Origin of the sequence: Gardnerella sp. Marseille-Q9185 (genome assembly GCF_046508745.1) — a bacterium.
Classification (GTDB): Bacteria; Actinomycetota; Actinomycetes; order Actinomycetales; family Bifidobacteriaceae; genus Bifidobacterium; species Bifidobacterium greenwoodii.
On the sequence record NZ_JBKFWK010000001.1, the window covers coordinates 17,498 to 39,055 of the forward strand.

Genomic DNA, 21,558 nt, shown 5'->3' on the forward strand with positions numbered 1-21,558 from the left:
TATCAACTTACTCTTGCTTATTTAATGCGTTGTGTTGAATTTGCTCATCAAGTGGGGCAGCAGGGCGAATAGCAATCTCAGTTACATTCGCAGCATTATTTGCTGAATGAACGCTTGAACCTGTTTCTCGCAAAACTCCAAGCAATTTTCGCATATATTTCAGTGCCGAACGACCTTCATCTCCAATATTTTTGAAAGCTTTACTAATTTCTTCACTTTGTTCCTGTGATTGCTTTGGTTCTGATAACTTTCGATTTTCTGCATTGCTATTTGTTTTTTCGTATTTATTTAGCATATCAATTCCGCTATTTGCGGCATCGATTACTTTATGCAATGTAATAGCAACTTTTTGCTGAATATTTGAGCTAAGTCGTTGCCTTTCTGCGTTAGCTGCAAGTACTTCTAGCTGTTTTTGCTCTTGCTCTAATTCTGTTCTGCGCGCTTTTAGAATCAGCAAATTATTGTCATCGTTTCTGCGGGAATAAGCAAATGCAATGGCCGCAAAACAAATTAACGCAACTATAAAACCAAAAACTAATCCAACGGACGCAAATTGCATAAAGTCATAAAAATTGGTTGTGGCAATATTTGATGTAAAGAATCGTATTGGAGTTTCAGTTTGTGGAATATTTTTTGATGAAATACCAATTTTTACGGCGAAAATAGCAGATTCGGCAAGCACTACTGAGCTAACCCATTGCCATGCGTGTTTTTTACCGTAGAGCACAGCAGCGTAAATAATGTTCGGTATGAAAAAATTAGCGAATAAAATATTCGGCAAGAGTATAAGCTGTATTGCAGAAAATACTGCTGCAACAATTGCGCATGCGGTTGGAGCTTTTCTGCGAAACATGAATGGAATCATGGTTGTAAGAGTAAATACTTTATAAAGTATTTGTAATGAAAGCGAGTTGGAATATTGTGAAGATATTCCAACTCCAACAATAAAATCGTAGGTTGGCAGAAAGAGCATCATAACAACCCAAGGTGATGCATAAATAATGTCTCCAATAAGCCAATGTTGTTCAAACCATTGAGATACTTTCTCAATCCTATTTTGTGAAGCATTTGTTTCTGGTAAAACTTTTGGCAAAACTTTTGATGAGGTTGGAACGTTTACATCTGCTGGTTTCACATTTGCCGGGTTTGCTTGCGCCGCCGATTCATTATTAACTTTTGCATTCTTATGAGTAACGTTATGAATACTATTTAATACAGAAACAGTAGTGTTTGATTGGTCTGCGCTGTAAGAATATGGAATAAAAGCAACAATACTAAACGTTCCATCATTGAGTTTTCCATAATCAAGCGTTCCGTGAAGATTTTCAATTCGCTCTTTCATGCCAATCAAACCATAACCGTTTTTATGTGGCGCATTGCTATTTTGCGTTTGGTTAGCTTCGATTTTGTGTATTTCATTTGTAATTTTTAGTTTTAAACCTTGGTTGTTCCATTCTTCATGAATGTTTACTTTAACGCATTCGCCTGCATGCTTTCGAATATTTGTAAGAGACTCCTGAACAACGCGGTATGCAACGGTTTGTGCGTCAGTGTTAAGCCTATTTTGAGAATTTATGCCATCAACAGTATGCCAAAAAATATTTTTAGGAGATGCAATTTTTGCTTGCTCAATAAGCGAAGGTATGTGATTGAAATCCAATTGACACGATGGAGCGTCTGTTAAAGCTTCTAGAAGTCGGCGCATGTCGTGAACGGCGCGCTCGGCTTCGTTTTTAATAATATGCATTGTTTTTTTAGCAAGAGAAATATCTTTGGTTGCTGCATAACGACCACCATCTGCTTGAACAATAATAATAGAAAGCGTGTGGGCAACAATATCGTGCATATCTCTTGCAATTCTTGCGCGCTCTGCAGTAACAGCAATGTGTTGAGCTTTTCGGCGGTACGCGCGAATAGCATTATTGTGATCTTGCAAAAGTTGAATAGTATGCACGTGAGTGCGCTGCCAGTAGCCAATAATAACCGTAATAGTGGTAATAATAATCGCAAAAATTATTGAAGGAATTGCAAAATTAAGTATATTTGAAACGCAATTTTTTATGCTACTACTATTTATATTTTGTACACTACAAGTATAACTAGCTTTTGAATGATTGGTGCCATATATTGGTCCCATTACAGTATTCCACGATATTACTGCGCAAGATAATACTGTTGTTACGTAAGCTGCAATAACAAAAGCTTTTGAATGTTCTGGATTTCCGCGCGCAATAGCATTAACAAGTAGCACGAAACCAAAGAAATCAGCGAAAAGTTGAGTAGGGCCAAATGCTACTTGCACAATGCAAATAACAATAAAAATAGTAGCCGCTTGTTCAGGCCATAGTTTTCGTAATGAAAGTAGTAATGCAACAACAATATTGATAAGCGTTACTGTAATAAGCGAACCTTGAGTCAAAAAGCCATCAACGTTGCTTATAACGTAGCGATCGCTTGAGAGTATAAAAAGAATAAGTGGAATAATACCCCATAATATGTCGTTTAATGTGAGCTCTTTTCGTAAGCGCTGTATAACACTTTGAAACATATTAGGTACTTTCATAATTACTAGGCTAGTGCATAGTACTTTATAGAACAATCAAACTTGAGTATGATTTATAAATAGAGTGTGTAATTGATAGTTGCAATGTAGCACGAATAAAGAAAGGGATGGCAAGATGGCATTACTCACAAGCTATTATGTTCCGGGATTACATGTTGAGGAGCGTGCGATTGATGTTCCACTTGATTGGGAAGGCAACACTCCTGGTGGAGCTATTAAAGGCGAAACGATTCGACTGTTCTGTAGAGTTGTTTGTGCTCCTGAGCATGTGCATGACGATTTGCCGTTGCTTGTGTTCTTGCAAGGCGGCCCTGGTGGGCAGTGTCCGCGACCACTTTCGCCTTCTAGTGATGGTTGGATTCAAGAGGCTATTAAGCATTTTCGTGTAGTCTTGCCAGATCAGCGCGGAGTAGGACGCTCTTCAAGAGTGGATGCTTCAACTATGAAGCGTATGGCAGATGATGGCGTAAGTGTTGAGCGTCAAGCGTGGTATTTGAAGCGTTTCTTAGCTGATTCTATTATTCGCGATTTTGAACATTTGCGACTTACAGAATTTGACGCAAAACCGTGGGTCTCTCTAGGTCAAAGTTACGGTGGTTTCCTTACGCTTACGTATTTGTCGCTTTTCCCGCAAGGATTGATTGCAAGCTTCACAACTGGCGGCATTCCTCATGTTCCTGCAAATGCGCGTGAAGTCTATGAGCATACTTTTCCTCGTATGGCGCGTAAAACTGAGCAATTCTATGAGCGTTATCCGCAGGATGTTGCTCGTGCAGCCGCTATTGCGGATCGTATTGCGCAGGGTGATGTTGTGCTTCCAAATGGCGAGAAGCTTACGGTTGAGCGATTCCAAATGTTGGGTTCTTCCTTCGGCATGAAGCCAAGTTTTGAGCGAGTGCACTGGCTTCTTGATTCTGCGTTTGCAGATGGTGATGGTTCTTTGAAAGCGTTTAAGCACGGTGGTGGAGCTTCTGCTGGAAGTTTAAGCGACGAGTTTGTGTACGGTGTAATGGATTCAACGGCTTCAAGCCCGCTTTATTGGCCGCTGCAAGAATTTATTTATGCTGACGGTGAATTAGAGCACCCAATTTTGTGGGCAGCTCAGCAGGTTAGGGAAACAATGCCAGAGTTTTCTGGTTCTGCACGTCCGCTTCTTTTTACGGGCGAAGCTATGTTTCCTTGGATGTTTGATCAAGAAAAAGCTTTGCAGCCATTCTTGCCAGCAGTTGACTGCTTAATGAGCGACAAGCAGTTTGGCAAGATCTATGATCAAGATCAACTTGCTAATAACGAAGTTCCATTACAGTCTGCAGTCTACTTTGATGACATGTATGTTGATTCTGGTCTTCAGCTTGACACGCTTTCTCGTATTGCAAACTCCCATTATTGGACAACAAACGAATTTGAGCATGATGGTTTGCATGGAGATGTAGTATTCCGTCATCTTTTTGATGAGGCTTTAAATCGTGGTGATTTAGAGGGAATTTACAAGCGCTAATAAGCTCTGTAAGTTTTAAATTTTGCGTGTTTGTATCGTTTAATAGAGCACTATTTGATATGCTATACATCTGTTTGAGTAATAATTGCGTCATAAATAGTGCTTTATTTATGAATTGCACCAAAGGGGATTATGAATGAGTAGTGGAACATTCGGTACTGTTGGATTTATTGGTTACGGCAATATGGCACAAGCAATTGCTAAAGGTGCTGTAAATGCAGGCGTATTGCAAGGTGAAAATATTGTTGCATGTGCTCGTAATTTTGAAAAACTTGAGCGTAACACTTCGCTTATTGGCGCTCGCGCTATGCGCACTGCTAAAGAAGTATGTGAAGCAAGTGACGTAATTATTGTTGCTGTAAAACCTTATCAGATTTCTGAAGTTCTTAAACCTATTGCTGGTCTTATTGACGAACGCGGTACAGCCATTATTTCTGTTGCAGCCGGCTGGAATCTTGAGCGATACAAGGATTTGCTTGGCAATAATGTTCATGTTCAATGCATTATTCCTAATACTCCTATTTCGGTAGGTCAGGGAGTTACTTTAGCTGAGTCTAGTAATACTCTAACTGACGCACAGCTTTCTATGTTTAATGCTTTATTTGATCCAATTTCTTTAGTAGAGCGTGTGTCTGGCGAAAATATGAATATTGCAATGTGTATTTCTAGCTGTGCTCCAGCTTTTACAGCAATGTACATGGAAGCTTTGGGAGATGCTGGCGTAAAGTACGGGTTGCAGCGAGATTGTGCTTACCGTTTGGCTGCAAAAATGATCGAAGGGGTAGGTGCGTTATATATGAACGAGCGTACTCATCCAGGTATTATGAAAGATGCAGTGTGCTCTCCTGGAGGAACCACTATTCGAGGCGTTGCACAGTTAGAATCTCGCGGATTTAGGGGAGATGTTATTTCTGCCGTGGATGCTATCGAAAATATAAAGTAAATAAAATCAAGTTGTGTCGGCTTTCCCGACGCTGGTCTAAACTAGGTGAATATGTCTTTAACTATTGGAATTGTTGGATTGCCAAACGTGGGCAAATCCACTATGTTTAATGCTTTAACTCGCAATAACGTTTTGGCGGAGAATTATCCGTTTGCAACTATTGAACCAAATACTGGTATTGTTCCGCTTCCGGATCATCGTCTTCCAGTTTTAGCTAAATTAGTTAATACCGAAAAGATTGTTCCAGCAACGGTTACTTTCGTTGATATTGCAGGCATTGTTAAGGGTGCTTCCGAGGGCGAAGGTTTGGGCAATAAGTTCCTTGCTAATATTCGCGAAGCAGATGCTATTTGCGAAGTTGTGCGCGCGTTTAATGACGACGATATTGTGCATGTGAACGGCAAAGTGGATCCTGCCGACGATATTGACACTATTAATACTGAGCTTATTCTTGCCGATATGCAAACTATTGAAAATGCTCTTCCAAAGTTGGAAAAGGATTTGCGTGGCAAGAAAGTTACGCAGGAATATGTTGATGCAGTAAATAAAGCTAAGGAAATTCTTGCTTCTGGTAAAACGATTGACCAAGCGCATAACGAAAAGCTTATTGATAAAAACGACGTGTACGATTTGCACTTGCTTACTGCTAAGCCGTTTATTTACGTGTTTAACGTAGATGATTCTGAGCTTGCTGACGAAGATTTAAAGTCTAAACTTTCTGCTTCTGTGGCACCTGCAAAAGCAATCTTCTTGAACGCTCAGTTCGAGTCCGAGCTTACAGAGCTTGACGAAGCTGACGCTCGTGAAATGCTTGAGGATGCTGGTTTGAAGGAATCTGGTTTGGATCAGCTTGCGCGTGTGGGATTCGATATTTTAGGTCTTCAAACTTATTTAACCGCTGGTGTTAAGGAAGTTCACGCTTGGCAGATTCATAAAGGTTGGACTGCTCCTCAAGCTGCTGGCGTAATTCACACTGATTTTGAGCGCGGATTTATTAAAGCAGAAATCGTATCTTACGATGATTTTGTTGAGGCTCAAGGCTCTATGGCAAAAATTAAGGAAGAAGGCAAGCTTCGTCTTGAAGGCCGAGACTACGTTATGCAAGATGGAGATATTGTTGAATTTAAATTCAACGTGTGATATTTCTGCGAATTAAGCGAAATTTTGTTTTTCAAGCGTTGCTGCTAGTAGTTTGCTGTTAAACTATTAGTAGCAACCTTTTTATTTTTATAACCGGAGATAGTGATGCAATTTATTCGTGGCTTTGTTAGTGATATACGCAAATGTGCGCGAGTTTTTGCAAAAGTGCGCAGATGGTGGATTCGTAGTTCGAAAACTATGCGCTACATATCTGCGAGCATACTTGCAATGTTGATAGTAATTTTTCTGTTATTTGTTGGTTTTGAAACATCGAACGTACTTTCTACTACGTATCAATACGGTGTGCAAGCACGGAAAAATGCGCTTATTGAAAAGATTAAGAATAATTGCGGCGGTATTAAAAATAACAGTAATAGAAGAAATCTAAATAATATTTATAAGTATTGCAATAAAAGTTCTTCTAAAAAAGCTAATGCTAAATCTGATTTTTGGAAGTATCCTACGGGGGGAGCGTACCCTAATCTTACTGGAATAAAGGTTTCTGACTTACATATTGATGTAAATCTTAAAAAGCAGCGCGTATACATTATTGCTAAAGGGAAAACTGTTTATTCAATGATTATGAGTTCTGGAATAAATGACTCTACTCCTCATGGCGATTATCATATTAACGGCATGCGCAACAAGCATTTTTACAATCAGAATGAAAAAGTTGGCGCTGACTATTGGGTAGGTTTTATTGATGCAGAATACTTATTCCACTCTGTGCCAACTAACCATAAGTTTGGGAATTATATTAGGTCTGAAGGTATGAAGTTAGGAAAGCCTGCATCTCATGGTTGTGTGCGTTTAAGCGTTGCGGATGCAAAATGGTTCTATGAGAATATTCCTGACGGAACGTCTGTTCATATTGGATAATCTTGCAAAAGCTGTATAAACGCAATATTTAACTAGTCTGATTTAAATGTAATTTTAAATGTTGCAAATAAAAAAGAGGGCCTTCATTTGAAGACCCTCATATATTTTTAGCAAACTATTCTTGCAATATTTTGTTTAGAAGAATAGTACTGCAGCCAAACAAGCTAATACTACCAAAACAATAGAAGCTAAGAAGCTTGCAAGGAAAGCAGTGCGACCCTGTTTGAAAATAACTTTGAAGTTTACGTTAATTCCAAGAGCTGCCATTGCCATGCCAAGGAAAACGTATCCTGCTTCTACAAGAGTTGATGCGTGAGCTGTTATGAAAGGAACGTAAGTTCCAATAACAGATGCTGCAATAAAGCCAAGCATAAACCATGGGAAGCTAATCTTATGCTTTCCGCCATTTTCAACTTTGCTATGACGAGCATTCCACCAGATTGCAATAAAGATAGAAGCTGGAACGAGCATAAGAACTCGTGAAAGCTTCATTATTGTTGCAACATTAATACTATTGAATGCTCCACCAGCTGCAACAGCATGTGCAATTTCGTGAAGAGATGCGCCTGAAGCTATTCCAAGCTGCTGATTAGTCATGCCGAAGTGAGGAAGAATAAAGATTTCAGCAAGAGCGTAAATAGTGCCCATAATTGCAACTGTTGCAACGGCCATAACTTCGTTCTGCTCTTTTTCATCTTCCTCTTCTGGAAGAACTGGCATTGAGCCAGAAAGACCCATAACTGCTGCAGCGCCACAAATACTTGTGCCTCCTGCAGTAAGCATTGCAAGCTGAGGATTTACCTTCAAAAGTTTAGCAATGTTATAAGTTACGCAAACCATTACTGCAACTAACACAGCTGCAATAGGTAGGCACTTAATGCCCTTGGTAAACAAATCATGCAAATTCAGCTTAAAGCCGAGGAGAATAATACCAAGGCGAAGAAGTTTGTTTGCAATCAAACCAGCTGCGCTTTTAACTCCTGCGCGTCGTAAATCATTATTCTTTTTGTATGCGTGCAATGGCAGCTGCAGAGCCATGCCAACGAGCAACGCAATAATAAGAGCACCCAGAAGTTTTAAGCCTGGGTATTGCTTAAGCCAGCTACCAATAAAGGAAGCTAGAAGCGTCAATACGGCAATAAGAGCCATATCGATGGTGCAGATTTTCTTTTTCCATGTATCAAAGAAATTAACCATTTAGCTCATTATTCTCTCACAATCGGACAAAAACGAACAAAAATCATAATTGTATAATTATTATATGTAGTTAAAGAGGTAATTATGTGCAATATTGATATTCAAATTAAACGAATTTATGAATCATCTGATGAACATGATGGCTTGCGAATATTAGTAGATAGATTGTGGCCTAGAGGAATAAGTAAAGAAAAGGCAAATCTTGATTTGTGGTGTAAAGATATTGCTCCATCAGGTGATTTGCGAAAATGGTTTGGGCATAAGTCTGAGCGTTTCGAAGAATTTGCTAATCGTTATATCGAAGAGTTGGACGAGAATCAAGATTGTGTAAACCAAATCGTAGATATATGCAGAAAAAATAAAAAAGTAACGTTTTTATATGGCGCGAAAGATCTGCGTATAAATCATGCAATTGTGTTAAAAGATTACATTCAAAATGTTTTGCAAAACTAAGATTGCAATAAGCAGATTAATACGTAAGCAAAAGTTTATGTTTATAAACTTTTATGAGTAATAATTGGTGGTGTTTGTTGCGTTTTCGACACACCGATTTTCCTTGATATTTCAACAAAAATAAAAAGTAGCCTTACGATTTTCTACTTATGTTCGACACATATCTTTTTGCGCGTTAAAATTTCTCTTTGGCATATGGGTCGGTGGTGTAATGGAGCCCCCAGAAGCTGCCATCCCAGCGCTCGATGAGTGCTTGTTTTTTTTTTTTAACGACACTCGGTTACATACCTCTTGCAGAACTTGTTTTTACGAGGAGAAGAAATGAATTCTTTGTTTACATGGCAGCTTCATGGAGACGGAAAAACTTTGAAGCCAGGCGAAGTAGTAGAGCCAGATGAACGTTTAACGTGGACTCGTACTGCTGGCATTGGTGCTCAGCATGTTATTGCAATGTTTGGCGCCACATTCTTAGTGCCAATTCTTACAGGCTTTGATCCGTCTACTACTTTAATGTTCACGGCTCTTTCCACAGCACTGTTCTTACTTATTAACGCAAATAAGCTTCCTAGTTATTTAGGAAGCTCTTTTGGTCTTATAGCACCTGTTATGGCAGTAACTGCTGCGCATAAGGGCATAGCTGTAGCAAGCTTTGGCATTATGTGCACGGGTATTCTTCTTGCGCTAATTGGTGTGCTTGTGCATTTTGCAGGAGCAAAGTGGATTGACATTATTATGCCTCCTGTTGTTAACGGTGCAATCGTTGCAATTATTGGCTTTAACTTGGGTCCAGCTGTTTGGGGTAACTTCCAAAAGGCTCCAGACACTGCTTTAGTAACTTTGGTTGCAGTTATGCTCATTGCAGTAATCTTCCGTGGCCTTCTTGGACGATTGAACATTTTGCTCGGTGTTCTTGTTGGCTACGCGTATGCATGCTTCCAGGGTCAAGTTGACTTTAGTAAGATTGAGCAAGCTTCTTGGATTGGCTTCCCTAAGTTCCACACTCCACAAGTAGATTTCTCTGTTCTGCTCATGTTCTTGCCTGTTGTTCTGGTTTTGATTGCAGAAAACGTTGGTCATGTTAAGTCTGTAGCTCAAATGACTGGCCGCGACTACGATTCCAAGATTGGTACAGCTTTGTTTGCAGACGGCTTAGGCACTGCAATTGCAGGTTGCTTCGGCGGCTGCGGTACAACTACATATGGTGAAAACATTGGTGTTATGGCTGCAACAAAGGTTTACTCAACAGCAGCTTACTGGTGTGCAGCAGCATTTGCTTTCATCTTGAGCCTCTGCCCAAAGTTCGGTGCAGTTGTAAACTCTATTCCAGCTGGAGTTTTGGGCGGTGTAACCACTTTGCTTTACGGCATGATTGGCATGATTGGTGTGCGCATTTGGGTAGAAAACAAGGTGAACTTCGACAAGCCAGTTAACATTATGATTGCTGCAATCGTTATGATTATTGGCATTGCTAACTTCCAATTTGCTGTTTCTGGAATTCAGTTCAACGGCATTGCAATCGGCACTGTTGTTGTGTTGGTTGTGTACCACGTAATGAAGGCAATAGGAAAGCTCACCGGAACAATCGCTAAAGACGATCCAGATGTTGCTTAGCTTAAATGCTTTAATCTGATTTAATCTAATCAAATTAGGCGCGTTCGCTACTTTTGCGAGCGCGCTTTTTTGTAATTATTTTTGATTACACAGCAAACACAACAAGTAGATTGGGAATAATTAGTATAGTATCATTAAGCTTATGTTGAAAGTCATCATAGAAATAATTATTGGCATTGCATGGGTTGCTTTTGGCGCGTATATGGCTAAAAAACCTAAAAACACTAAAGTGCATAAGCGTTCCGATTATTCAAGCGATGGAAAGAAAAAGAGCAATCAAAATAATGATGCTGCTGATGCTTCTATGGATGATTCTATTGATCAAGATGTAGTTATAGAAAGCATTGATGAAGATAATAGCAATGCAAATGTTGTTGATAAAGATGCTTCTAAAGATGCTTCTAAAGATGAGTCTAATAGTGAAAACAAAGATAAGACTTTTTCAAAGTTTGCAAAAAAAATGAAAGATTGGGCAGACTATTATAGTGAAGATGATGACCTCGGTGACCTCTTTACTGATTTATTAGAAGCTAAGAAAAAACTAGAAAACGAAGGTGATTTGCCAAAAAATAGCGATACTAGCAATACTAGCGAAGATAGCGAAAATAGCGAAAGCAATACTAGCAATATTAGCGATAATAGTAATAGCAATAAAAACGATGATAAAGTCACCAAAAATAAGGAGCATAAGCGTTCTATGAGATTAGAGTTTAATGTAGGTAAATTTATTGGCGGCTCAAGAAAATGGCGCTGGGTTCTTGCTGCAATCGTAGTAGCAATAGTTTTTATATGCGCAATTGTTTTTGGTCTTGCAAAGTTTATAACCGATTGCATGTGGTATGCTCAACTCGGCTTTGAAAGCGTAATTTGGATTCAGTTGGCTGCAAAAGTAGGAGTTTGGGTACTATACGCTGTATTGATGTCCGCTTTTGGTTACTTGTCTGCAGCTTTAGCAATTAAAGCTCGTCCGACTAATGCAGATGGCTCTTATATTCGCGTGCGCGGAAATGTTATTGACCTAAAGCATGGAATAAGCTCTAAAGTTGCGTTACATGCTGCTGGTATTGTTTCACTAATTGTTGGCGCAATATTTGGTTTCCAATTCTACAATCACTGGGTGCAAATATTACTTATGTTCAACGCTCAGTCTTTCGGAATTAAGGATCCACAATTTGGAATCGACAATGGTTTTTACGTATTTGTGCTTCCGGGACTAAGATTGTTTGCCGGTGCTTTTGTTCTTCTTTTGGTAATATCTCTTATTTTCTCTATTGTTTCGCACCTGCTTATGGGCGGTATTCGCTTTACTATGCCTATTGATGGCAATGGAATATTGAATATTACTAACCGCGCTCGCAGGCAAATCGCAATATGGTTTATGTTTGTGATTTTATCTTGGGCAGTTTTGCAAATTTTAGACATGTTCTCTGTAGTAACTCTTGACGGTTCAAGAATTACTGGTGGATCATACACGGATATGAACGCTGGAGTGCCTGGAAGCATAGTAATGGCAGTAATAACTGTTGTGGTTGGTGCGGTTCTTGCGTTTTGGTTTATGAAATCTCATGCACTCTCTGGTGAAGCTCCAATAGCGCAACGTTTTAAGAGTGCTGTTAAAGCTTGGAAAACCCCAACAATTGCTTTGGCTTCTTTAATTGCTTGCTCAATTGTTATATCTTTTGCTTGGCCTGCACTTTTGCAGCGTTTTAAGGTTGCTCCTAACGCACAGGAAATGGAAGCTCCTTATATTCAGCGAAATATTGATGCTACAAAATTTGCTTACGGTTTAAACAATGTAAAGAAAGAATCGTATAACGCAACTTCTCACGGAAAATCTGGAGCGTTATCTGCAGAAGCAGAATCTACAGCGCAAATTCGTTTGCTCGATCCGCAAGTCACATCTCCAACATTCCGTCAGCTTCAGCAATCAAAGCAATACTACACTTTTGCGGACACTCTTTCTGTTGACAAATACGATATTGACGGAGTGAGTCAAGATACTGTTATTGCGGCTAGAGAGCTAGATTTAGCTGGCAATGATAATCGTAACTGGGTGAACGATCACACTGTTTACACTCATGGATACGGCATGGTTGCGGCTTACGGAAATAAGGTTACTGCAGACGGTCAGCCTCAGTTTATGGAATACGGTATTCCTACTCAAGGTAAGCTTACGAAGCAGCAAAAATATGAGCCTCGTATTTACTTCTCTCCAAATGCTCCTGAGTATTCTATTGTTGGTTCTCCAAAAGGCACAGCTCCTTGGGAGTTTGATTATCCAACAGGTTCTCAAGGTGCCTTAACTACTTTTAAGGGTAATGGTGGCCCGAGCGTAGGTAACTTCTTCTCTAAGCTGATGCATGCTATTCGTTTTGAGTCGGATCAGATTCTCTTCTCGGATAGAGTTACCGCAAATTCTCAGATTTTGTACGATCGTGACCCTAAGACTCGTGTTTCTAAAGTAGCTCCATACTTGACTTTAGATGGGCGCGTTTACCCTGCGGTTGTAGATGGTCGAGTTAAGTGGATTGTTGACGGGTATACAACATCCGACTCCTACCCATATTCGCAAATGACTGATTTTGGCAGTATTACGCAGGATTCAACTACAACAACATCTCGCTCAATTAAAGGCTTAACTAATCAGCGCGCAAATTATATTCGCAATTCAGTAAAAGCCACTGTTGATGCATACGATGGTTCGGTTGATTTGTACGTTTGGGATGCCAAAGACCCTGTGATTAAAGCTTGGAAATCAATATTCCCAGGTCATTATCACGATATTTCTAAGATTTCTGGCGATTTGATGAAACATTTGCGTTATCCGGAAAGCTTGTTTAAGGTTCAGCGTTATTTGCTAGCAAAGTACCATGTAGATACTGCAAGTCAGTTCTTCTCTGGTGAAGATTTCTGGCAGACTCCTGTTGATCCAACGGAATCTCAAAGTCTTCAACGTGATGATATTTTGCAACCGCCTTACTATTTGACTTTGCAAACTGGGGATGCAAAGAAGCCGGTATTTTCGTTAGTTTCTACATATATTCCTGCAGGTAAGATTACTCGCGAAATTTTAACTGGTTTCTTGTCTGTTGATTCAGATGCCGGGGATACTCCTGGAAAGATTGGACCAAACTATGGTAAGCTTCGCTTGCAAGAATTACCTAAGGTTTCTAACGTTCCAGGACCTGGTCAAGCTCAAAACAATTTCAACGCTAACGCTAGCGTTTCTAAAGAGCTGAATTTGCTTGAATCTGGTTCTACAAAAGTTAAGCGAGGAAACTTATTAACTTTGCCTCTTGGTGGAGGACTTGTTTACGTAGAGCCTGTGTATGTGCAATCGAGTGGTTCTACGAGCTATCCATTGCTTAAGAAAGTACTGGTAGCTTTCGGCGATCAGGTTGGTTTTGCAGATACATTGGACGAAGCTCTTGATCAAGTATTCGGTGGAGATTCCGGAGCTTTGGCAGGAGACGCTTCTAATAAACCTGGCGATAAAGCAGATAAGTCTCAAATAAGCGAAGGTAGTAAAGATAGCAAAGAGAATAAGCAAAATTCTTCTAATCAAGCTTCCTCTACTAATTCATCTTCGTTAAATCCTCAAGTAAAAGCTGCTCTTAAGCGTGCAGCTCAAGCGTTAAAGGATTCCGATACTGCAATGCGTGAAGGTAATTGGGAAGCGTATGGCAAAGCTCAAAAGGAGCTAAGCGATGCTATTGGCGAGGCTATGAAAGAAGAATCTGCAAAGTAGTAGAATTGCCGTTACTAATCCGTTATTATCTCAGTTTTGTAGCTGAGATAATAACGGATATTGCTATTTATGCGTTACTTTCTCAGTTTGTTGACTGAGTTAGTAACGGTGTTTTAAAGCTGGTTGTCTGGATCTTCGTCATCGCTTACAGGGCCAAGAAGCAGACGCTCACTAATATTGACTACTCCCATAAGCAATGCTGTAAAAGCAATAATTACCAAAGTCGCTGAAAAAATGAGGGGGGTTCGGAAAGAATTATATGCAGCTTGCAGCCAAATACCTAATCCTTGACGAGCGCCAAGATATTCTGCAGTAGTAGCTGCGCCAAAAACGTAGGCTGCGCTAATGCGAATACCGCCAAAAATTTGGCGCGCTGCAACTCGTAATTTTACATGCCAAAGCGTCCAAACTCGTCCAGCTCCGCACGTTAAAGCTACATCGCTATAAAAACTTGGCACTGCATCAAGACCTCTAATTGTTTGAACAGCAATAGGGAACATGCTGAAAATAGTTACGATAACTATTTTTCCAGACATTTCGAAACCGAACCATATAAGAAATAGAGGGGCAATCGAAATAAGTGGTAACGTTTGTGCAGCACAAAGAAGGGGGAACAAAGCTGCGTGAACCAGCTTGCATACGTGAAAAAGTACGCCCAGTAAAATGCCGCACACAATGGCAAAACTAAAACCAATAACCGTTTCTTCAATAGTTGCAAGAGTTGCAGGCCATAATTGCGGCCACACTTCACAAGTGGCTTTTGCAATAGTTGTCGGAGTTGGAATAGAATTTTCTGGAATTTTATAAAATTCGCAAGAAAGCTGCCAAAAAATTAGTAACGTAATAATAGAAATTACTGTTGGCAGATAATTATGCAGTAGTGATTTCCAACGCGCGCGCGTCATGGAATATCGTTCCTTTCAATATACAAGCAATAATGCCTGTTGTAGCTGCTTGACTGCTGCCCCAATCAAACAACATAAAATTTTACAAACTTTCTTGTATGAAAATATCACATAGCTAGTATGTAGTTAGCAAACGTGTATTTTATGCGTATTTGTCTTTCGATTAGTGCATAATTTAGTCGTTTCGTGAGTCAATGTGTGGCAAACCGAAAGTTCTAATTTTCGGGGGCATTGAACGGCGCGGGCTAGGCCCTTGATACCGTTTTCTGCCAAGTTCGTGTCACATTCCCAGAAAGCGGATTTTTAAGAAAGTTAGGGAACTCATGATATGTCAATTATGGCGCAATGCGCGAGCTTTTTGTTTTAAATTTAATAAAAATATTATGCGCGCAACAGCAGTTTTTATAAGCTCATGCTGCATTCTGTCTTTGTGCGCGTGCGGATCAAACAACAGTAAGCAGAATAGTAAATCTGGTCTTCAAAACGTTTCGTTTATGCTTTCTTGGATACCAGATACTAATCATATTGGCGTATACGTGGCAAAGCATATGGGCTGGTTTAAGCAAGCTGGTTTACACGTGAATATTTTGGCTGTGTCTCAAACTGGTGCCGAGCATGCTGTTGACTCTGGAGCTGCGGATTTTGCTTTAAGTAATACTACTAATCTTGCAGATTTCAGCACAAAGGGCGCTAAATTGAAGGAAGTTTTGCAAGTTCAGCAAAAGCCTAGCGCAATTTGGTGCTCTCTTTATAAAAACACTAAAATTCATTCTCCTAAAGACTTTGATGGTAGAACTTTTGCAACCTTTGGATCTGCAGAAGGCGATGCTGTTATTCGCAGAATGATTCAGCATGATGGTGGCGAAGGTAAGTTCGATAAGGTTACTGTTGGCACTTCCACGTTCCGAACTCTTGAATCCGGAAAAGCTGATTTTGGTGGTTTTTATGGAACTTGGGAAGGCGTGCAAGCGCAAATGTATGGTCCAAAGTTGCGTTGCTTTAAAGAAGCAGACTATGGCGTGCCAGGCCAGCAGGACACTATTGGCATTATTACTCACGCCAACACGGTTAAGCGCAATCCGAAGCTTGTTCGTGCTTTTGTTAAAGCCGTTAAGCGCGGTTATGAATATGCTTACAATCATCCAGATGAAGCTGCGAATATTTTAGTAAAAGAAGCTCCTGAAGCTAATCTTGATGTGAAATTCGTTAAGCGAAGCATGAAGATGATTGTTGACGGGCAATATTGGGGCAATCGTGCAGACATAAAAAGCGGCAAGTTTGTGTTCGGCACGAATGATGTTAAGGGTGCTCAAGAATACTTCAACTTCCTAAGTAAGGAAGGCGCATATACGGATTCTAAAGGCAAAGTAACATATAAAACTCCTCAAGCAAAAGAATTAACTACAGACGAATTTTTGAAGTAGTTTACGCAATGACTTGAGTCTTGCTAAAATAGATTACAGTATATGAGGGCGTATCGGGTAGTTGGAAATCCAGCTTCAATCGATGCGCCCGTTTTGTTGTTGGCTACCTATGCGAATTGGGGTGGGGATGTATGGCATCTGATTTTTGGCTTATTGCAGGTTTAGGAAATCCTGGAACAAAGTATGAAGGCACGCGTCACAACATGGGTTTTATGGTAGCGGATGTGCTTGCAGAGCGCTGGTCGGTGTCTCTTGCAGACCACAAAGGTTTAGCAAAACTTGGCAAAGGTGTGATGAATCTGGATGGAAAAATGGCTAAGTTTTTCCTTGCTAAGCCGCTAACTTTTATGAACAATTCAGGAGCTGCTATTTCATCTATAAGTTCCTACTATCAGATTGAGCCGGATCATATTGTTATAATCCACGACGATATGGATTTAGATTTTGGCAGAATTAAAGTAAAAGCTGGCGGTTCCGCAGGTGGCCATAATGGTATTAAGTCTATTGACAGATCCCTTGGAACTCAACAATATGCTCGCGTTCGCATGGGCGTAGGTCATGCTCAGCGTGGTGCTCATGCACATGATAATACTGTAAATTGGGTGCTTGGCGGCTTTGGTGGAACTCAAAAATCTGAGCTTCCTAACTTCTTAGCTGACGGTGCTGATGCTGCAGAAAGCGTTATTTTCCGAGGGCTTGCAGCAACTCAGGAGCATTTTAATGGCCGCTGATAACAGGTCAATACAAATGGCTGCAAAATTAAAAAATATTGAAACAGAAGAATCATCAATCAATTTGCATGATATTTTGCTAGATTTATGCAGTAAAGATGAAATATTTTGTGCATTATCGAAAAATAATATTGATTCAATTAACAAGTTTCAAAAACATGCAGAAAGTGGCGAGCTTAATATTGCAGCGCCTCTTGGAGTGCGACCGGCTCTTGCAGCTTCTCTTGCAGAGAATATGCCTGTTGTTGTTATTGTTCCTTCAGCCAAAGATGCGGCAGATTTCACTGAATCTCTTCGTGACTGGTATAGGGGGAATCCGCAAGACATTGCACAACTAGAGGCATGGGAAACTTTGCCTCACGAGCGTCTTTCACCTCGCGCAGATACTGTTGCGAGCAGAATCTCAGTATTTCGTAGGCTTAAGCATCCAGAAGAAGGTAGTTCTTTATTTGGACCAATTCGAGTTCTTGTTCTTCCTGTTCGATCTCTTATTCAGCCAGTAGTTTCAGGACTTGGAGATGTAGATCCGCTAGTTTTTGAGTGTGGAAAAGAACTTTCTATTACAGACGCAACTAAGCGGTTGGTGGAAAATGCTTACACGCGCGTTGATTTGGTTATGGAGCGTGGAGAATTTGCTGTTCGAGGTGGAATTATTGACGTATTTGCGCCAACAATGACGCATCCAGTGCGTATTGAATTTTTTGGTGACGAAATTGACACAATGAAGCAATTCCATGCTTCAGATCAGCGCACATACGGAAATAATATTGAAAAACTTTGGGCAACTCCTTGTAGAGAACTGCAACTTACAGAGGAAATTTGTAAGCGTGCGCGTTCGCTTATTGGCAAAATTCCGAATGCTGATGACATGCTTGAATCCATTGCAAATTCTATACCGGTAGAAGGTATGGAATCCTTGCTGCCTGCATTAGTTGACAACATGGAATCAGTGCAAAACATGTTTTCTAAAAATGCTGTAATAATGCTTTCTGACCCGGAAAAATGCAGAAGAGCAGCAGAAGATGTTACGTCCACTGCAAACGAATTTTTGGCAGCCAGCTGGCATGTTGCAGCTTCTGGTCTTGGGGCTGGCGCTCCTATTACTTTTGATCAAGCTAATTTCTTAGATTTTGACGAAACTCTTTCTGCATTAGAATTTTCTAATCATGATGTTTGGAAATTAACATCATTCGGCGTAGACGATACGCTTGCAGGAAATATCTCTTTACCTGTTAAGGCTCCTGAAGAATTTAGGGGAGATTCTTCGAAAGTTTCAGGCGGAATATCATCTCTTATAGATGACGGTTTTGATGTAACTATTACTGCAGCAGCTTCTGGTACTCTTTCTAGATTAAGAAGAGCTGTTAGAACAACAGGAGTTGCAAACTTTACTACAGTACGTTCTTCTTTAAGCGACGGTTTTATTGATTCAAAAGCGCGTATAGCTGTGCTTACAGAGCGCGATTTAACTGGTAAATCTTCTGCTTCAACACAATTAAAAACGCCAAAACGCAGGCGCAAAGCAATCGACTTAATGGAACTAAAGCCTGGAGATTTTGTAGTACACGAGCAGCATGGTATTGGTCGTTTTATTGGCATGAAGCAGCGAAATATTGCAGTAACTGGTGGAACTGCAACTCGTGAATATTTAGTAATCGAATACGCGCCAAGTAAACGTAACGCTCCTGCAGATAAATTATTTATTCCAACAGATCAGCTTGATTTAGTTAGCAAATATATTGGTGCCGAAATACCAAAACTTAATAAGCTTGGAGGCTCGGATTGGGCTCAAACTAAGGCAAAAGCTAAAAAGCATGTTCACGAAATTGCGGAAAATCTTATTAAACTTTACTCCGCGCGTCAGCAGTCTCGCGGTTTTGCGTTTAGTAAAGATACTCCTTGGCAAAAAGAGTTGGAAGACGCATTTCCTTACCAAGAAACTGCCGATCAGCTGACAACTATTGATGAAGTAAAAGCAGATATGGAAAAACCAATGCCGATGGATCGCTTAATTTGCGGCGATGTTGGTTTTGGAAAAACTGAAATTGCGTTGCGTGCAGCTTTTAAAGCTGTTCAGGATTCTAAGCAGGTTGTTGTTCTGGTTCCAACAACATTGCTTGTTCAACAGCATTACGAAACTTTTACGAATCGTTTTGAAGGATTCCCAGTAAAAGTTGCTGCAATGAGTAGATTCCAAACAACTAAAGAAATTGACGAAACTTTAAGCGGGCTTCAAGACGGAAGCGTTGACGTTGTTATTGGAACTCATAAACTTTTGAACCCTAGCATAAAGTTCAAAGATTTAGGTTTAGTCATAATAGATGAAGAGCAGCGTTTTGGCGTGGAGCATAAGGAAACGTTAAAAGCTTTGCGTACAAACGTCGACGTATTAAGTCTTTCAGCAACGCCAATTCCAAGAACGCTTGAAATGGCTGTAACTGGTATTCGTGAAATGTCTACACTTGCTACGCCTCCAGAAGACCGTCTTCCAGTTTTGACTTATGTTGGCGCTTATGAAGATTCGCAAGTATCAGCTTGTATTAAACGCGAATTGTTGCGTGGTGGACAGGTTTTTTACGTTCACAACCGCGTAGAAGATATTAGTTCTGTTGCAAGCAAAATTAACGAGCTTGTGCCGGATGCGCGCGTTGCTATTGCGCACGGAAAAATGGGTGAAAAGCAGCTTGATGCGGTAATTCGCGATTTTTGGCATAGAGATATTGACGTGCTCGTTTGCACTACGATTATTGAAACCGGACTTGATATTTCTAATGCGAATACGCTTATTGTTGATCATGCCGACAGATTTGGTTTAAGTCAATTGCATCAGCTTCGTGGGCGAGTTGGGCGAGGACGTGAGCGCGCATACGCTTACTTCTTGTATGATCCAACTAAGCCAATGACTCAGCAGTCTCACGATCGTCTTGCAACTATTGCTCAGCACACGGCTTTAGGTTCTGGTTTTGATGTTGCTATGAAAGATTTGGAGCTGCGTGGCACAGGTAATTTGCTTGGCGATGAGCAAAGTGGGCATATTGAGGGAGTCGGTTTTGATCTCTACGTTCGCATGGTTTCAGAAGCTGTTGAGAAGTATAAGGAACCAGAACGCGTTCAGCCTGTTTCGGTAACTATTGATTTACCTATTGAAGCTTCGATTCCGGTTGATTATATTGCTTCCGACAAGCTTCGTTTGGAAGTGTACCGTAAGCTTGCTTGCGCAAGTAATGATGACGATTTGAAGGATCTTCACGACGAGTTGTTGGATCGTTTTGGTGAGCCGCCTGAAGCGTTTGGCGCGCTGTGTGATGTTGCTCGCTTGCGTTTTAAGGCTCGAGAGCTTGGTATTACGCAAATTAGCTCTCAAGGAAAATCAGTGCGAGTTGTTGGCATCGATCCAAAAGAGTCGTTGTGGATGCGTTTGCAAAGAATTTACCGCGGAGCAAAGTATCGTCCTCTTACTCATATGCTTATTATTCCAGCGCCTTTTGAATCTTCGCTTGGAACTAGCGCAATGAGTGAGCATGAAATACTTTCATGGGTGCGCCAACTTCTTGAAGATTTAGCTTGGTAAATTTGCTTGTGTTTATTTTATAAATAAAGGCGGCCGCTTATTTTGCAGTCGCCTTTATCATTTTTTCGAGTTTACTTATTGTAACGCTTCTCTAAGCTCATCTTCTATTTCACTATGATTTAATGGACGATTTTGAGCGTCAAGATTCTCGCGATTAATATGCCATTGCTTATAAATCTCACCATTTTTAATCATAAGAATTCGGTCAGAAAGTCTCACAGCTTCCGCAATATCGTGCGTAACCATAAGCGTGCTCCAGCCGTATTCAGATTGAAGTTTATTAAGCAAATCTTGCATGTCGAATCTAGTAAGAGCATCCAAAGCACCAAAAGGCTCGTCAAGCAACAATAATTCAGGATTTCTAACTAAAGCTCTTGCTAAAGATACGCGCTGCTGCTGGCCGCCAGAAAGCTGAGATGGCCACTTGTTATCGTAGTCTTCAAGCTGCATTTGGCAAAGCGCTAAATGTGCAATATCTTTAAGTTCTTGCTTACTAGCTTCCATACCAAAAACAACATTTTTGCTCACAGAAAGCCAAGGTATTAATCTCGCATCTTGGAAACCAATAGCCTGACGACTTGTGGCGTAAATGCTACCTTCAGTAGGAGTAAGAAGTCCTGAAATTATTTTCAAAAGCGTCGTTTTTCCGCAACCGGATCTACCAATAAGCGACACAAATTCGCCCTTTTTAATTCTCATCGTAATGTTTTTCAATACGAAAGAAGAATTAGTTGCAGAATTATCTTCTGTATTTTTACTTTCTGAAGATGCGAAAGAAATACCAAGATTCTCCATACTAACGCAGTAATCACTATCGTTAATATTCGATTCGTAAGTAGATTCTTCCGAAACTTCAGCATTGTGACGCTTATGAAAAATGCTCTTAAACATAGTC

Annotated in this window: 14 protein-coding genes; 10 read left to right on the forward strand and 4 right to left on the reverse strand. The window is 40.3% G+C overall.

The window, feature by feature from the left end:
* Window positions 1-7 precede the first annotated feature (7 nt).
* Entirely contained in the window at window positions 8-2,563 is a 2,556-nt protein-coding gene (locus ACLD5M_RS00070) for a sensor histidine kinase (RefSeq protein ID WP_410314280.1), read from the reverse strand.
* A gap of 115 nt (window positions 2,564-2,678) precedes the next feature.
* On the opposite strand from ACLD5M_RS00070, the gene ACLD5M_RS00075 reads away from it, so the two are divergent.
* The 4 genes from ACLD5M_RS00075 (at window position 2,679) to ACLD5M_RS00090 (ending at window position 7,023) form a co-directional block, all read left to right on the forward strand.
* Window positions 2,679-4,061, forward strand: a complete 1,383-nt coding sequence (locus ACLD5M_RS00075) for an alpha/beta fold hydrolase (RefSeq protein WP_410314281.1) — start codon at window positions 2,679-2,681, stop codon at window positions 4,059-4,061.
* Between the two features lie 136 nt (window positions 4,062-4,197).
* A complete protein-coding gene (proC, locus tag ACLD5M_RS00080) occupies window positions 4,198-5,004 on the forward strand; it encodes a pyrroline-5-carboxylate reductase (protein WP_119521373.1) in 807 nt (268 codons plus the stop codon).
* 51 nt (window positions 5,005-5,055) lie between these two features.
* A complete protein-coding gene (gene ychF / locus ACLD5M_RS00085; RefSeq protein ID WP_004136029.1) occupies window positions 5,056-6,144 on the forward strand; it encodes a redox-regulated ATPase YchF in 1,089 nt (362 codons plus the stop codon).
* 228 nt (window positions 6,145-6,372) lie between these two features.
* Window positions 6,373-7,023, forward strand: coding sequence for a L,D-transpeptidase (locus ACLD5M_RS00090; protein WP_410314282.1), 651 nt, complete (start codon window positions 6,373-6,375; stop codon window positions 7,021-7,023).
* A 135-nt stretch (window positions 7,024-7,158) separates the two neighbouring features.
* On the opposite strand, the gene ACLD5M_RS00095 is transcribed toward ACLD5M_RS00090, so the two are convergent.
* Window positions 7,159-8,220 carry a YeiH family protein gene (locus ACLD5M_RS00095; protein WP_004136034.1) on the reverse strand — a complete coding sequence of 354 codons (1,062 nt, stop codon included), beginning with the start codon at window positions 8,218-8,220 and terminating at the stop codon, window positions 7,159-7,161.
* Window positions 8,221-8,304: 84 nt separating this feature from the next.
* Here ACLD5M_RS00095 and ACLD5M_RS00100 point away from each other — a divergent pair, with 84 nt between their 5' ends.
* From ACLD5M_RS00100 to ACLD5M_RS00110, 3 genes are all read left to right on the forward strand, one after another.
* Window positions 8,305-8,673, forward strand: coding sequence for a DUF488 domain-containing protein (locus ACLD5M_RS00100; RefSeq protein ID WP_116793970.1), 369 nt, complete (start codon window positions 8,305-8,307; stop codon window positions 8,671-8,673).
* Window positions 8,674-8,994: 321 nt separating this feature from the next.
* Complete coding sequence (locus ACLD5M_RS00105) at window positions 8,995-10,284, forward strand: uracil-xanthine permease family protein (protein WP_410314283.1); 1,290 nt, start codon at window positions 8,995-8,997, stop codon at window positions 10,282-10,284.
* A 142-nt stretch (window positions 10,285-10,426) separates the two neighbouring features.
* On the forward strand, window positions 10,427-14,032 hold the full coding sequence (locus ACLD5M_RS00110) for a UPF0182 family protein (protein ID WP_410314284.1): 3,606 nt from the start codon (window positions 10,427-10,429) through the stop codon (window positions 14,030-14,032).
* A 113-nt stretch (window positions 14,033-14,145) separates the two neighbouring features.
* Here ACLD5M_RS00110 and ACLD5M_RS00115 read toward each other — a convergent pair whose 3' ends face one another.
* Window positions 14,146-14,937, reverse strand: a complete 792-nt coding sequence (locus ACLD5M_RS00115) for an ABC transporter permease (protein WP_410314285.1) — start codon at window positions 14,935-14,937, stop codon at window positions 14,146-14,148.
* Between the two features lie 383 nt (window positions 14,938-15,320).
* On the opposite strand from ACLD5M_RS00115, the gene ACLD5M_RS00120 reads away from it, so the two are divergent.
* The 3 genes from ACLD5M_RS00120 (at window position 15,321) to mfd (ending at window position 20,663) form a co-directional block, all read left to right on the forward strand.
* Window positions 15,321-16,361 (forward strand): ABC transporter substrate-binding protein, encoded by a 1,041-nt coding sequence (locus ACLD5M_RS00120; protein ID WP_032841610.1) that lies wholly within the window; start codon window positions 15,321-15,323, stop codon window positions 16,359-16,361.
* 131 nt (window positions 16,362-16,492) lie between these two features.
* Window positions 16,493-17,092, forward strand: a complete 600-nt coding sequence (gene pth / locus ACLD5M_RS00125) for an aminoacyl-tRNA hydrolase (protein WP_375169543.1) — start codon at window positions 16,493-16,495, stop codon at window positions 17,090-17,092.
* 16 nt (window positions 17,093-17,108) lie between these two features.
* Window positions 17,109-20,663 carry a transcription-repair coupling factor gene (gene mfd / locus ACLD5M_RS00130; RefSeq protein WP_410314532.1) on the forward strand — a complete coding sequence of 1,185 codons (3,555 nt, stop codon included), beginning with the start codon at window positions 17,109-17,111 and terminating at the stop codon, window positions 20,661-20,663.
* A 75-nt stretch (window positions 20,664-20,738) separates the two neighbouring features.
* On the opposite strand, the gene ACLD5M_RS00135 is transcribed toward mfd, so the two are convergent.
* Window positions 20,739-21,554 (reverse strand): ABC transporter ATP-binding protein, encoded by an 816-nt coding sequence (locus tag ACLD5M_RS00135; RefSeq protein WP_410314286.1) that lies wholly within the window; start codon window positions 21,552-21,554, stop codon window positions 20,739-20,741.
* Between the last annotated feature and the right edge of the window lie 4 nt (window positions 21,555-21,558).

Coding starts and splice junctions, on each gene's coding strand:
- ACLD5M_RS00115 (WP_410314285.1), bottom strand. CDS start 14,937: ATGACGCGCGCGCGTTGGAAATCACTACTGCATAATTATCTGCCAACA.
- ACLD5M_RS00100 (WP_116793970.1), top strand. CDS start 8,305: ATGTGCAATATTGATATTCAAATTAAACGAATTTATGAATCATCTGAT.
- pth (WP_375169543.1), top strand. CDS start 16,493: ATGGCATCTGATTTTTGGCTTATTGCAGGTTTAGGAAATCCTGGAACA.
- ACLD5M_RS00070 (WP_410314280.1), bottom strand. CDS start 2,563: ATGAAAGTACCTAATATGTTTCAAAGTGTTATACAGCGCTTACGAAAA.
- ACLD5M_RS00105 (WP_410314283.1), top strand. CDS start 8,995: ATGAATTCTTTGTTTACATGGCAGCTTCATGGAGACGGAAAAACTTTG.
- proC (WP_119521373.1), top strand. CDS start 4,198: ATGAGTAGTGGAACATTCGGTACTGTTGGATTTATTGGTTACGGCAAT.
- ychF (WP_004136029.1), top strand. CDS start 5,056: ATGTCTTTAACTATTGGAATTGTTGGATTGCCAAACGTGGGCAAATCC.
- mfd (WP_410314532.1), top strand. CDS start 17,109: ATGGCTGCAAAATTAAAAAATATTGAAACAGAAGAATCATCAATCAAT.
- ACLD5M_RS00095 (WP_004136034.1), bottom strand. CDS start 8,220: ATGGTTAATTTCTTTGATACATGGAAAAAGAAAATCTGCACCATCGAT.
- ACLD5M_RS00120 (WP_032841610.1), top strand. CDS start 15,321: ATGCGCGCAACAGCAGTTTTTATAAGCTCATGCTGCATTCTGTCTTTG.
- ACLD5M_RS00110 (WP_410314284.1), top strand. CDS start 10,427: ATGTTGAAAGTCATCATAGAAATAATTATTGGCATTGCATGGGTTGCT.
- ACLD5M_RS00075 (WP_410314281.1), top strand. CDS start 2,679: ATGGCATTACTCACAAGCTATTATGTTCCGGGATTACATGTTGAGGAG.
- ACLD5M_RS00090 (WP_410314282.1), top strand. CDS start 6,373: ATGTTGATAGTAATTTTTCTGTTATTTGTTGGTTTTGAAACATCGAAC.
- ACLD5M_RS00135 (WP_410314286.1), bottom strand. CDS start 21,554: ATGTTTAAGAGCATTTTTCATAAGCGTCACAATGCTGAAGTTTCGGAA.